This window comes from Verrucomicrobiia bacterium (assembly GCA_036405135.1).
Lineage (GTDB): Bacteria > Verrucomicrobiota > Verrucomicrobiia > Limisphaerales > JAEYXS01 > JAEYXS01.
Map to the genome: position 1 here is coordinate 1 of DASWYF010000005.1, position 12793 is coordinate 12793.

A 12793-nucleotide genomic window follows, 5' to 3' on the forward strand; every position below is an offset into this window, starting at 1 on the left:
AAGGTTGTGATTCGGTGAGATTGTTTTCGGCCAAACATCTGCTTTTAGTTCTAATAATGCAGCCCGCGGTTCAGTGCGGAATGGGTGGGTATCGCTGTATTGGCTGTAAGCGCTCTGCTGCAGGTCCGCGAAAGCAACACCGCTGATCCACGAGAGCGAGATGATGATGACGGCTATCTTGATGACATGTTTTACGGGGGATGATTGCTCTTGGTAGTAAAAGCGGCTTAAGGGCAGAAATAGCGAACCAATCGCAGCGAAGCTAAGCAGAAAGATTTCACCCAAGAGTTGGGAAGACCAGCCGAGATGGAGATGCCAGTGGGCCGTGACCCAATCGAGGAAATCCGCCGAGTAATATCCCTGCCCTAGGTTCATGTTTTTTCCCATGGTGTGAAAGACAGCTACCAGCAGGATCATAAAAGCCGAGAGGAAGGCGGCATGTATAGTCCGCTTCGTGACGGTGGCCGCCCAGAAGCTGACCGTGACGAACGATGCCAATAGGAGACAGAGTGTCCAAAGGATGTGAAAGTCTTGCAGGATTTGCCAAGCCCAAGTCTTCATCGGTTTGGCCATGACGAAGGTTTCGAGTTGCGCGAGGAACAAAGGCAGGAGGACTGCGCAACCCAAACCGACGATACAGGCGAGGCTGAGTTTCAGCAGCCACTGGCGTCGCCAGGCGATGGGCAAGGTCAGATTGCAGGCGTGTATGCCCATCTCTTTTTCTTCACCCAGGGAGATGCAGCCCGCAGTCACGAGGACCATGGTCGCATAGAGTGCCAAGAAACCGTTCAAGGTGTCTGACAAAAGGGAGTGCTTCAGCGGATAGAAGGTGTTCAGCAACAGCATCCCGATCCAAAGTGCCGAAAACAGGTAAGCCATCAGGAGAAGAGGCTTGAAATAGGACAGTTCCTTGCGAAGCAGATTGAGCCGGGGTGAATTGGTCCGTATGCGAAACCAGAATGTGGCAGATGTTTTCTGATCGTCTGCAGCGGTCAGAAAGGGGATTTCCAGATTGGCAATGCCAGTGTCCTGCAAGCGGGAGAATAGTTTCCAGCCCAGCCACAGAAAAACTGGCGAAACCAGCAGACTGATACGTAGCAAAATTCCCTCAGTATTCTGGCTGGAGTCCCAGATGCCGATGTCGAAGTAGCGTGTTTGAGTGTAGACATACACCATGACCACAGCGATCGCTTGCGAGAACAGACAAAGCATCGTGCCGCCGATGGTGGAGCGAGTAAACATCACCCAGAAAGCGCCGGAGCAAACGGTGTAAATCAAGAAGGCGAGGGCCAATTTCAACTGACCACCGATCAAGCCCCAGAAAGGCAGGCAACTGATCCCATTCAAGAGGGCGATGGAGACGGTAAGGATGAAGGTGATCTTGAACTTCTCGGTCCAGATCTGCCAGCGTGTGATGGGATGGCTGAGGAGGATCGGCAAGGTGCGTAGGCTGAACTCTTCACCGAAAGGAAGCGTGGACAGCAGTGCAGTGCCCAATACGAAACCGACACATGCCAGCATATAAACACCGTTGAAACTTTGTTCGATCTGGGAGGCCGGGAGTAACCAGCTCAGAATAGGGACCAGTCCGATCAAGGCGGCCACCACCCACGGCCAGAAGAGGCTCTGGAATTCTTTTTTTAGGCGCACATTCATGGTTTTCCTTGGGAAGTTTTCTGCTCGTTGCCCTTTTGAATGGTGGCTTCGTAAGAAGACATGTCCTTCTCCGCTTCGGAGTTCAGAGCGATCGGTTGCGGCCAGGTGTTCTTCGGGAAAATGACTAGCGCCATGCTGTAACGCTGGCCGCCTGAAGTGCCATAGTTGACCTTTACCGTGCTGTTTTGCAGCCACGCTTCCGTGCGGGGAGAAAGTTTGCCGGTGGCTACCAGTTCCGCAGGTGTGAAATAGCGGGATGATCGATCTGAGAAGTTTCCGTCTTGTGCATTGAGATTCAACAACGCATCGCGAGTCTCTTGATAGAGGAAGGATTCGCGGAAGCCTTCGAAATTCAGACATTTAGCCAGTGCGCCGGTGGCCATGCCGACGAGAGCGATGGCGAAGAAAGGGAACAGCAGTGATTTTTTGATGTTCTGCTGTTCACTGTTCGTCTGGCGAAAGCATCTCCAGGCGGGAACAATAAAACTGGTGGCGGCGATGATAATGCCGCCGAGCAGAATGGGCCAGATACCGGTGGAAGCAAAAGTATGGCTTAGCTGATAGTGAGCCATCACGGAGTACACCGGGCCTTGTAAGACAGGCTGAACCAGCGGGCTGGCGTTATTAAGGGCGAGATGAAAGAGCGCGTAGAATCCGATGGCAGCGGCGATCGCCAAAAACAGTGCATGGACAGTGCGGTCGGCGACAGTGCCCGCCCAAATGCTTATCTGGACCAGCACTGCCACCAGCAGGCTCGCGACCAACATCGAGCCTAGGAGCGGGCCTGAAAAGATTTTCATCATAGACGCATTCAGCGCTTTGCCCGTCAGTCCATGGAGCAGAGTAATGAGAAGGACAGTGCTGGAGAGCGCTATGAGGGTGGCGACGATGTTTTTGATGAGGAATTGCTTCTTGGCGGAGATAGGTGAACTGAGATTCAGGATGTGCGTGCCAAGACGTTTTTCTTCGCCGAAGGAGAGGGAACCTGAGAGCAGAATCACGAGCGGAATATAGATGCCGCACAAACCATTGATAAGGGTGATGTGTACATCTGGATTGCCAGGACGGAGACTGAGGCTGATCGCGGCGGCGAGCCATAAGCTGGCGAAGAAAACTGCCATGAGCAGAATCGGCCTGAGCAAGCGCAGTTCTTTGAAGATCAGATTGAGAAGGGGGCGATTAGCATGGCTTCGAAAATCGATCACGCTTTTCTTGGCTTTGCCTGTAGATGAGGTGATTTCCATCGCATCGTCCCAGTTGCCGGTGATCTCCAAGCGTCGGAGCCGTAACCAGCTTAGCAAAAGAAATACTGGTGCCATGATGAGGGACATGCGCGTGAGCAGCACGTTGATTTTTGTCAGCTCGAGAGAGAGCCGATAGAGGTAAAGGAACTCGTCCTGAATCAGCCAGGCGATCAGATAAAGCGCTGCCAGACTGGTTAGAGAGAGAACAGCACCACCTAGGGCTGAACGGGTGATGAGGGACCAATACATGGCGGCACAGAACAAAAAAGGCAGAAGGCCGAATAAGGGCTGATAGTATGAAGGGAGGACGCGCGGGTCCAAATACCCGCCGGCTACGTGAAACAAGGTGAGTAATCCGATGGCGATGGCGGTCACGATCAATTTCTCCAGCCAGATCTGTGCCCGATGGCATGGCTGGCTGAAAAGCAGGGAGAAGGTGCGCTGCTGAAATTCATTGCCGAACAGCATGGCCGCCAGCATGACGACACTCAGCACGTATATGCTTGAAGCGATGTAATAGAGTCTTTGTGCTGAGTAAACGCCCAGCGACATGAACAAACGGTCCAGAAGCGGTAGCAGGCCCGCCAAGGCGGCGACGAGCCAGGGCCAGAAAATCATCTGGGCTTCTTTTTTGAGACGCACGTTCATGGTGAATTCCTCCTCAAGTCTTTAGCGTGGCGACGAAGACTTCTTCCAATGTGAGTGATTCGCTGGTGAGGTCTTCAGGGGCGAGTTGTTTCAGGCGGTCGTAGATGAGGGGGCCGCCGCCGTTGGCGATGACTTCGAGCTGGCGGCCGTCTTTACGCACGTGCAGGGCTTCTTTGAGGTCGAGGTTGTCTGGCTGGCGGGCGAAGCGCGCGCGGATCTTTTGATACCGCGAACGCGCTTCGTCCGCTCCCAGCTTCAGCACCTCCCGGCCGGCGTCCATGATGGTAAATTCGTCGATGAGGCCCTCGAACTCGCTGATGAGATGCGTGGAGACGAGGATAGTGCGGTTGCCGGGATCGCTCTCCTGATACGCGCCGATGACGGTCTCGATGAATTCACGGCGCACGATGGGATCGAGGCCGGAGGTGGGTTCATCGAGGATGAGGAGTTCAGGCTCCGGGCAGATGGCACCGATGAGGGCGACTTGGGTGCGCTGGCCTTTCGAGAGGCCGCCGGTCTTTTGATCGGCCTTCAAGCGGAAGCGGCCGAGGAGTTCACCTTCGATCTTGCTGCTCCAATGCGGGCGGAAGGAGGCGAGGTAATCGAGGGTTTCACGCACGGTCATCCATGGGTAGAAGGCGACGAAGTCCGGCACATAAGCGAGGCGGCGTTTTACTTCCACCTCGTGCTTCGCGGGGTCGAGGCCGAAGAGGTGCACGGTGCCGTGCTGTGGGCGCAGGAGATTGAGCAGGCACTTCATGGTGGTGGTCTTGCCCGCGCCGTTCCGGCCGAAGAGGCCGTAGCAGCGTCCGCGCGGCACGCTGAGGTTGAACTCGTGCACGGCTTCGTTGCGGCCGTAGGCGTGGCTGAGGCCTTGGATATCAATGACAGCGGCGGGTGTGCTCATAAGGTGGCGGGTTGGGTGTCCGGTTCGTTATCGCGCTGGCGCGCCTCCATCGCGGCCAGGCGTTCGTGGACGAGGGTGACAAATTCTTCGGGGCTTACTTGCAGGTGATGGGCCTGGACGATGGCTTGGTCGATCTCCTGGATGAGCAGCTTGCGGCGGGCGTCTTTCTTCAGCGGGGAAGCGCCCTTGCGTTTCACGAAGCAGCCTTTGCCGGGAATGGATTCGATGACGTCCTGGCTCTCTAACTCCGCGTAGGCCTTGGCGATGGTGTTGCGGTTAACGCGCAGTTCCTCAGCCAAGGGGCGGATGCCGGGGAGGGGTTCATCCGGCTGGAGCGCGCCCGAGGCGGCGGCGGCCTTGATCTGCTCGACAAGCTGCAGATAGACCGGGAGACCGGATTTGAAATTGATCTGAAAGATCATGGCCTTGGTTAAGTGTCATAGGACAGTATGACAGTTTGTGGCGGATGTCAATGGGGGATTTTTTAGCCACTGATGAAACACGGAAGAACACAGATGAGGAATTAGAAAGGGGAAACATCGAACATCGAGAGGGGAAATCGAAGACGACGACGTGAACGAGGACGATTACGAATGGGTTAGCGCAGGTCGAGAGCAACTAGCTTCTTGGTGTCGCGGGCGTAGAGGGTGCCGTTGGCCAGCGCGGGGTAGTTGCGGAGGTTGCTGCCGAGGATCTGGGCGCGGTTGAGGAGTTTGAATTCATCGGGCGTGGCGGCGACGGAGAGGAGTTCGCCGCGTTCGGTGAGGACGAGGAGTTGATCGCCGGCGAGCAGGACGTTCGCGGGGGTGAGGCCGGGTTTGGTCCACATCACTTTCCCGGTAGCGAGTTCGACACAGCGGAGTTCAGTGCCGCCGGGGAAGTCGTGGCGGCCATGCAGACCGTAGAGATAACCCTTCGCATGGACGCTGGTGGCGTATTGGTTGGACATGGAGTCGTCGTTCGACCAGATGGCTTTGGGTTTGTCGCCGGTGAGTTCGAAGAGGGACGCGCCGGTGTCATAGCTGGCAGAGATGAAGATGCGGTTGCCGATGATAAGCGGCGTGGCGGCGTTCACGGAAGCGTTCTCACGGGAACGCCAAGGGTGATCGAAAACCACTTTGCCGTCGGTGGGGCCGAGCGCGGCGAGACCGGCGCGGTGGAAGACGAGGGCGAGGCGCTGGCCGTTGATGGTGGCGATGGCAGGGGAGGAATAGCTGGCTTCGTTGTCGTTCGTTTTCCATTTCACTTTGCCGGTGACGAGCTCGAAGGCGACGATACCGGCGCTGTTCTCTCCGCCGATGTTCACGATGATAGTAGAGCCATCCACAAGCGGAGAGCAGGCAAGGCCGAAGAAGCCTTTATCCGCGCCGAATTCTTTGCGGGTATTCACCTGCCAGAGTTTGGTGCCGTCTTTGAAGTTTAAGGCGGTGAGGATGCCATCAGCACCGAAGGTCACGACGGTATTGCTGGTGATGGTGGGGACGGCGCGTGGGCCGTTATCGAAACCGAAGTTATCCGTGTATGCGGTGGGATATTTAAACTGCCAAATGTTGGTGCCATTGGTGGCGTTGAGACAGTCGATGATTTCTTCATTCGCTAGACGGTGGAAGAGGATGAGTTTGCCATCGCGTACGGAAGGACCGGCGAAACCGGAGCCGACATTTTTCTGCCAGAGGACTTTGGGGCCTTCTTTCGACCACGAGGTGGCGAGAGCGGGGCCAGAGTAGATGCCATCGCGGTTGGGGCCGAGGATCTGGGGCCAGTCTTGGGCGGAGAGGGAAAGGGAAAATAGGAAGAGGAGGAGGAACAATGGGAAACATCGAACATCGAACGTCCAACTTCCAACATCGAGAGGGGGGCGGTGTTGTCTGGGGATAGAAATATTCATTTGGGCAGTTCAGACAGCAGCTTGGCCAAGGGCGCATAGGAGACTGTGCTGATGAATATGATAATGCCCGCAACCCAAGATACAAACCAAGACATGACGAGGAGAGTGACGACGCTGCGCCATTTGCAATCGAGGGTGTTTTTGATGGCGAAGAGACTTAGAAGAAACCAAGCGAGTAAAACGAGCGGCAATATCGCGATCAGGGCCGCGATGCTCCAAGGCTCAAATTTGGCGGTTACTCCTAACGCAATACCCAGAACGAGCAGCAACATCCCACCGATGAAACAGAGGGTGCCCAAAATCTCCAAGTAGATGGCCAGTTTCAAGCAACGGAAGTAAGTCGTTTCTATTTGGGAAAACCAGCAGGAGATGCGGAGGTTCAGAGCTTGGAGGAAAGTTCCCAAAAGCAGGATGAGCGGAAGTGACCAGCTCAGGTAATCAGAAATGTTTATGGCATGCTCATTTGTGGGCATAGGAGTGCTGGTCGTAGGTGGCGGATCAGGAGGCACAATATTACCCGGTGGGACCGCTGGGTGTGTGGGAGCAGGAGCATTCGTGGGTGTCGGCGGGGCCAAGGGAATCATGCCGGTTTGCGTATCTGGCAGATTCAGTTGCTGGCCGAGGCGGATGGTGTGGGGCGGGGGCAGGTTATTCAGGCGGGCGATGTCTGGCCAGCGAGCAGCACTGCCGAGTTCGCGTTGGGCGATGCGCTGGAGGGTGTCACCGGATTTGACGGTGTAGGTGCGGGCGGTGGCGGTGAAAATCGAGAGCAGGAACAGCAGGGTGATGAGCAGGAGCGAAAAGAGCGTGGTCCTTGAACGGCGAGGTTTGATTGGTGGTTGAAAAATCAAAGCCATGCTTCCTGGGGCATGACTGTCACTGAATCAGGCGCGGCTGGCAATGAGCTTTAGAAGTCCTGGAAAGTGTTTGTTCAGCTCGGTGGTGCGCAGAGAGGTCATGCACTTGGTGCCTTCCGCTTTGGTGGAGATGAGGCCGGCATCGCGCAGGACTTCGAAGTGATGGGAGCGCGTCGCTTTCGAGATGTCCAGCGGGACTTCGTTGCAGGCGAGGGCGCGACCCTCCGCACGTTGCAACTCCTGCACGATGGCGAGGCGGCAGGGATCGGAAAGCGCCTGCATGACCGTGGCCAAAGGCACGTCTTTCAGATCCGGATGCGAATAGGTCTTCACTGCGGGGCAACATCGCATGCTTTGAATAGTTCGACAATCATCGAATTATATTTTGACGAACAGTGGGAGGTGATTTAAGTTCGATTTACGTCGAACAAGTATTCGGCGGGTCGCAAATTGAGCTAAGTTGTTCCATGATCCAAAAAGCAACCATTCCATTTTCAGTCCTTGATCTCGCTTCGGTGCGGGAAGGCGGGAGTGTGGCGGAGAGTTTTCGTAATACGATGAGCTTGGCGCAGCATGTCGAGCGGCTGGGCTACAAACGCTTTTGGCTGGCGGAGCATCATAACATGGCGGGTATCGCAAGTGCGGCTACGTCGGTCTTGATCGGTCATGTGGCGGGTGGGACGAAGACATTGCGCGTGGGCTCGGGTGGCATCATGTTGCCGAACCATGCAGCGCTGATCATCGCGGAACATTTCGGGACACTAGAGGCGTTGTATCCGGGACGGATTGATTTGGGGTTAGGTCGCGCACCGGGTTCGGATCAATTGGCGGCGCGAGCTATCGGACGTGATCCTTCGGCGGGGGATAAGTTTCCAGAACAGGTGCAGGAGTTGTTGAGGTTCTTGGGGCCAGTAGCACCGGGACAACGATTACAGGCGGTGCCGGGTGGCGGATCGAATGTGCCGGTGTGGTTGTTGGGTTCCAGCTTGTTCAGTGCGCATCTGGCGGCAGTGCTAGGATTGCCGTTTGCGTTCGCAAGTCAGTTCGCGCCCGCGATGATGATGGATGCGCTTGAACTGTATCGGAGCAAATTTGAACCTTCTGTATATTTAACGAGACCATACGCGATGGTAGGGTTGCCGGTGATCGCGGCGGAGACGGATGATCAGGCGCAGTATTTGGTCACGTCTGCTTACCAACGTGTTTTGAAACTGCGCCGGGGTGAGGCGCTCTATGTTCCGCCGCCGGTGCAAAGCATGGACGGCTTATGGAACGAAGTGGAGCGACAGATGGTAGCGGAACACTTTGGCGCGGCGATCATCGGTGGGCCGGAAACGGTGGAGCGGAAGTTGCGGGCATTCATCGATAAGACAGGAGCGGATGAGCTGATGCTGCACTCGGAGTTCTATCTGCATGAGGATCGATTGAGGTCTTATGAGATCGTAGCGGGGATTTTTATGAAGTGAGCGGAAACATCTCACTGGAGATACATTTATGGAATACAGACATCTTGGCGGTTCAGGTTTCAAGGTTCCGGTTCTGACGTTGGGAACGGGCACGTTCGCAGGCAAGGGACCTTTGTTCTCTTCTTGGGGAAGCAGTGACGTGGCGGAGGCGACACGGCTGGTGGATATCTGTCTGGAGGCGGGGTTGACGATGTTTGATAGCGCGGATGTGTATTCCGGCGGGCAGGCGGAGGAGGTGTTGGGTGGAGCAATCAAGGGACGTCGGGACAAGGTGTTGATCTCGACGAAGGCATCGTTCCGCTTGGGCGATGGGCCGAATGATGTGGGCTCGTCGCGGTTTCATTTGATCAAGTCGGTGGAGGGGAGCTTGAAGCGCTTGGGGACGGATTATCTGGATCTGTTTCAATTGCATGGGTTCGATGCGATGACGCCGATCGAGGAGACGTTGAGCACGTTGGATGATCTGGTGCGGGCGGGGAAGATACGTTACATCGGTTGCTCGAATTTTTCCGGATGGCATTTGATGAAGTCGCTAGCGATCGCGGAGAAGTATGGTTACTCGCGCTATGTGGCGCATCAGGCTTATTACTCGCTGGTGGGACGCAGCTATGAATGGGAACTGATGCCGCTCGCAGTGGATCAGAAGGTGGGCGCGGTGGTGTGGAGTCCGCTGGGCTGGGGACGGCTCACAGGAAAAATCCGGCGCGGGCAACCGATGCCGGAGACGAGCCGGTTGAATTCACAAACTGCTGTAGAACTCGGGCCGCCGATAGATCAGGAACTGTTGTATCGCGTGGTGGACGTACTGGATGCGATCGCGGCGGAGACGGGCAAGACGGTGCCACAGATCGCGTTGAACTGGTTGCTGCAGCGGCCGACGGTTTCGACGGTGGTGATCGGTGCGCGGAATGAAGAGCAGTTGCGGCAGAACCTCGGAGCGGTGGGTTGGAATTTGACGAAGGAACAGGTCGCGCGACTGGATGCAGCGAGCACGACGACACTGGCTTACCCTTATTTTCATCAGCAGAAGTTTGTGGAGCGGAATCCGTTTCCAGTGTGAGTGGTGATGTTATTTTGCGCTTGAGCGAAAAATGGGAAATGCGAGTCTCCTGCGCATGATCCAAAATCTGATCAAGAAAGCTTTGGCCCCGGCATTGCTGGGATTGGCCCTTACGCTTGCAAGTTCACTTCAGGCAGCGGATGCCAAGCATCCGGATACTTCCAAATGGCAGGACCTTTTGAAGACCGATCTTTCCAATGCCGTCGGCGGCGAGCATTGGACGGTGGAGAATGGTGTGCTGGTGGCGAAGCATCATGACACATTGTGGACGAAGGAGTCCTATGGTGATTTCATCCTCGACTTGGAATTCAAGGTGGCTGAAGAGGCGAACAGCGGTGTCTTCCTGCGCTCGGGTAATACGAAGGATGTGCTGGCGGCCTTGGAGATCCAGGTGCATGCGGGAGCGGATGGTTCCAAGTATGGCATGGTGGGCGCGTTGTATGATGCGATGCCGCCGTCCAAGAGCATGGCGAAGCCGGTGGGCGAGTGGAATCGCTACACGATCACGTGCAAGGGCAGCAAGGTAACGGTGGTGCTGAATGGCGAGACGATCATCGATGCCGATCTCGATAAGTGGCCCGAAGTGAAGAAGAACCCGGATGGCACGCCGAACAAATTTCCGAAGGCGCTGAAGGATTTCGCGCGGAAAGGACCGATCGGTTTCCAAGGGTTGCATGGCAAGGCGCAGGCGCCTGTGTATTACCGGAATATCAAGATCAAGTCGCTGGAGTAAGCGGCGGTTTAGAATGATTTGAGAAAACTGGCTGGAGGTAACTCTGGCCAGTTTTTTATTGGAGCGTGCCCGTCCTCGGGCACAGCAAGGTTCAAAAGCCAGTTGCTGCTCGAAATGCAAACTTAGCCCGGATAGAGAAGATTCTAGAATAGTGTAGAGCAAAACTAGCCCGCCTTTGCTTATGGACGTTGCTGCGACTCGGAGAGTCGCGCTCCGCTGGTCATATGTTTTAACCAGTCTTTGATTCTCGTTTGGGTGGGATTGTGTTAATAGGGTGGGAAGCATTCACTTGGGCTTTGCCTTTATATGAAGAGCATTTGTTCTCCATCGGCGATATGGATGATTTCCGCGAGTTGGCGGCGTTTGTGGGCTTTGCTGTTGTTAGTCGGATTGTTGGGGCAAAGCGTTAAGCTTGCGGCGGCAGAGGAGGCTTATGATCTGGTGGTTGTAGAGGGGACGCCGGGAGGGATCACGATGGCGGTGCGAGGGGCGCGTGAGGGTTTGAAAGTGTTGCTGGTAAATCGCACTGAACATCTGGGCGGTATTCTGAGCAGTGGATTGGGCGTGTGGGATACCCTTTATGAAGGGAAGCGTGCGCCGATCTATGATGAGGTGAGGCAGACGATCTTTGATCATTATCGCACGACATACGGGGAGAATTCGGAACAATATAAGCAGGCGTTGCCAGCCAAGAGCGGGCATGCGAATGGGAAGTTTGAGCCGAAGGTGGCGGAGAAAGTTTTCAATGAGCTGGTGGCTAAAGAAACGAGACTGACAGTGTGGCGAGGATTCACTCCGTTCGAGGTAAAGCGTGAGGGGGCAATCATCCAGTCGGTCACTTTCAAAGCGACCAAGGGCACGGAAACGAAAACGGTCACGGCGAAGGTGTTTGCGGATTGCTCGTATGAAGGAGATTTGGCGGCGCTGGCGAAGGTGCCGTATCGTGTGGGACGGGAGGCGCGCGGGGAATATAACGAGCCGCATGCGGGCAAGGTATTCATGATTGCCTCCAAAACGGCACCTACTCCTGAATCGGCGAAGCTCGCGGAGATGCATGACGCGCTGAACCTGCGCAAGTTCCCCGGGTTTCAGGCGATCGCACCAGGCAGCACGGGTGAAGCGGATGGCGAGGTGCAGGCTTTCAACTATCGCACGATATTGTCCTCTGATCCGGCCAATCGCTTGCCAGTGACGAAGCCAGCGAACTATGACGCCGCAGCGATGAGGGCGTTGGAGTTCGGCTCCATGGTGCGGCCATTGCCGAACAAGAAGATCGGCTGGAACCGTCCTCAACTGATCGGGCCGCAGACGGATTATGTGGAGGGTGATGCGCAAGTGCGCAAGAAAGTCATGGACGCACATTGGGAGGCGACGACGGCGTTGCTTTACTTCCTGCAGAACGACGAATCGGTGACGCCTGAGCGGCGGAAGTTTTTCGGTCAACTGGGATTGGCGAAGGATGAATTCACGGACAATGGACATCGGCCCTATGAGTTTTATGTGAGGGAAGCGCGGCGGATCGTGGGGCGCTATGTGTTCACACAGCATGATGCGATGCTGGCGAAAGGATATCAGCGTGCGCCAGTCCATGAAGACAGCATCGGCGTGACGGAGTGGTATATGGACGCGCACGCATGCACGACGAATCGCGTGAAAGACAGCCTGGATGAGGGCAAGATGATGTTGCATTGCGAGACGTTTCCGGGACAGGTGCCGTATCGGGCGCTGTTGCCGAAAGGTGTGGATAATCTACTGGTGCCGGTTTGCCTGTCATCGACGCATGTGGCATGGGGAACGATCCGACTGGAGCCGACGTGGATGAATATCTGTGAATCCGCAGCGTATGCGGTGGTGCAAGCGGTGAAGGAAAAACAAGTGCCAGCGGCAATAGATAGCGACAAGCTCTTGCGCACACTGGCGGAGAAGAGGGTGATGTTGAGCTTCTTCAATGATGTGGATGTGAGTGGCAAGGAGGCGTGGATTCCGGCGGTGCAGTATTTTGGCGCGAAGGGATTTTTTGCGGCCTATGATGCGAGATTGAATGAGCCGCTGACGCTGGAGGTTGCGAAACGCTGGGCTAGCGGTTTGAAGCGTATCAAGGACGGGACTTTAAAAGCGGATTCACTGGCGCAGGCAGTCGCGATAGATGAGAATGTCGTGAAGAATGTGACGCAGGGACAGTTCATCGGCATGTTGCCCAGTGGCAATCGAGTGAAGGTGCTTCCGTCTTTTTCAAAACTGACACGGGGCGAGGCGCTTGTGATGATGTGGGAGGCGTTGAAGGAATAGAGAGCATGGGGATTTATAGAGCAACAAGTCATCAGGCAGCGATCG

The 12793-nt window shown here is 55.7% G+C and carries 11 protein-coding genes; 4 read left to right on the forward strand and 7 right to left on the reverse strand.

The window, feature by feature from the left end:
* From VGH19_02205 to VGH19_02235, 7 genes are all read right to left on the reverse strand, one after another.
* Positions 1-1656: hypothetical protein (locus VGH19_02205; GenBank protein HEY1170158.1), on the reverse strand; the 1656-nt coding region annotated here is incomplete at its 3' end.
* The gene (locus tag VGH19_02210; GenBank protein ID HEY1170159.1) at positions 1653-3548 is read right to left on the reverse strand and encodes an ABC transporter permease subunit; all 1896 of its coding nucleotides are present in this window, start codon (positions 3546-3548) and stop codon (positions 1653-1655) included. The genes VGH19_02205 and VGH19_02210, both read right to left, overlap by 4 nt.
* A gap of 13 nt (positions 3549-3561) precedes the next feature.
* Positions 3562-4455, reverse strand: a complete 894-nt coding sequence (locus VGH19_02215; protein HEY1170160.1) for an ABC transporter ATP-binding protein — start codon at positions 4453-4455, stop codon at positions 3562-3564.
* A complete protein-coding gene (locus tag VGH19_02220) occupies positions 4452-4877 on the reverse strand; it encodes a GntR family transcriptional regulator (protein ID HEY1170161.1) in 426 nt (141 codons plus the stop codon). Before VGH19_02220 ends, VGH19_02215 begins: the two co-directional genes overlap by 4 nt.
* 176 nt (positions 4878-5053) lie before the next feature.
* Complete coding sequence (locus VGH19_02225; GenBank protein ID HEY1170162.1) at positions 5054-6343, reverse strand: PQQ-binding-like beta-propeller repeat protein; 1290 nt, start codon at positions 6341-6343, stop codon at positions 5054-5056.
* Entirely contained in the window at positions 6340-7200 is an 861-nt protein-coding gene (locus VGH19_02230; GenBank protein HEY1170163.1) for a LysM domain-containing protein, read from the reverse strand. Before VGH19_02230 ends, VGH19_02225 begins: the two co-directional genes overlap by 4 nt.
* 27 nt (positions 7201-7227) lie before the next feature.
* Positions 7228-7551: a helix-turn-helix domain-containing protein gene (locus VGH19_02235; protein ID HEY1170164.1), complete on the reverse strand. Its 324-nt coding sequence runs from the start codon at positions 7549-7551 to the stop codon at positions 7228-7230.
* 116 nt (positions 7552-7667) lie between these two features.
* Here VGH19_02235 and VGH19_02240 point away from each other — a divergent pair, with 116 nt between their 5' ends.
* The 4 genes from VGH19_02240 (at position 7668) to VGH19_02255 (ending at position 12748) form a co-directional block, all read left to right on the forward strand.
* Positions 7668-8666, forward strand: a complete 999-nt coding sequence (locus VGH19_02240; GenBank protein ID HEY1170165.1) for an LLM class flavin-dependent oxidoreductase — start codon at positions 7668-7670, stop codon at positions 8664-8666.
* A gap of 28 nt (positions 8667-8694) precedes the next feature.
* Positions 8695-9726, forward strand: a complete 1032-nt coding sequence (locus VGH19_02245; GenBank protein ID HEY1170166.1) for an aldo/keto reductase — start codon at positions 8695-8697, stop codon at positions 9724-9726.
* Positions 9727-9781: 55 nt separating this feature from the next.
* The gene (locus VGH19_02250) at positions 9782-10459 is read left to right on the forward strand and encodes a DUF1080 domain-containing protein (protein HEY1170167.1); all 678 of its coding nucleotides are present in this window, start codon (positions 9782-9784) and stop codon (positions 10457-10459) included.
* A 306-nt stretch (positions 10460-10765) separates the two neighbouring features.
* On the forward strand, positions 10766-12748 hold the full coding sequence (locus tag VGH19_02255) for an FAD-dependent oxidoreductase (GenBank protein ID HEY1170168.1): 1983 nt from the start codon (positions 10766-10768) through the stop codon (positions 12746-12748).
* Positions 12749-12793 lie beyond the last annotated feature (45 nt).